This is a genomic window from Stenotrophomonas sp. GbtcB23 (assembly GCF_019091045.1).
GTDB classification, from domain to species: Bacteria; Pseudomonadota; Gammaproteobacteria; order Xanthomonadales; family Xanthomonadaceae; genus Stenotrophomonas; species Stenotrophomonas rhizophila_A.
In genome coordinates, this window is record NZ_JAGXKC010000638.1 from 1 (window position 1) to 240 (window position 240).

Annotated in this window: 1 protein-coding gene; it reads left to right on the forward strand. The window is 70.0% G+C overall.

Annotated features, from left to right (window positions below; translation table 11 throughout):
* Positions 1-240 (forward strand): response regulator (locus KVS69_RS20405; protein ID WP_217540133.1); only part of this gene is annotated, 240 nt, incomplete at both ends.

Sequence of the window (240 nt, forward strand, 5' to 3'; positions counted from 1 at the left end):
TGCTGTGCGTGGACAACGACCAGGAAATCCTCGACGGCATGCGTGCATTGCTGGGCCGCTGGCAGGTGCAGGTGACCACTGCCAGCACCGTGGACCAGGCGCTGGAGGAAGTGCAGGCGCAGCCGGACGTGATGCTGGTCGCCTACCACCTGCACGACCGCCTGGATGGGCTGGACACGCTGGTGGCGCTGCGCGTGGGCGCCGGGCGCGGCATTCCCCGCGCGCTGCTCACCGCCGAGA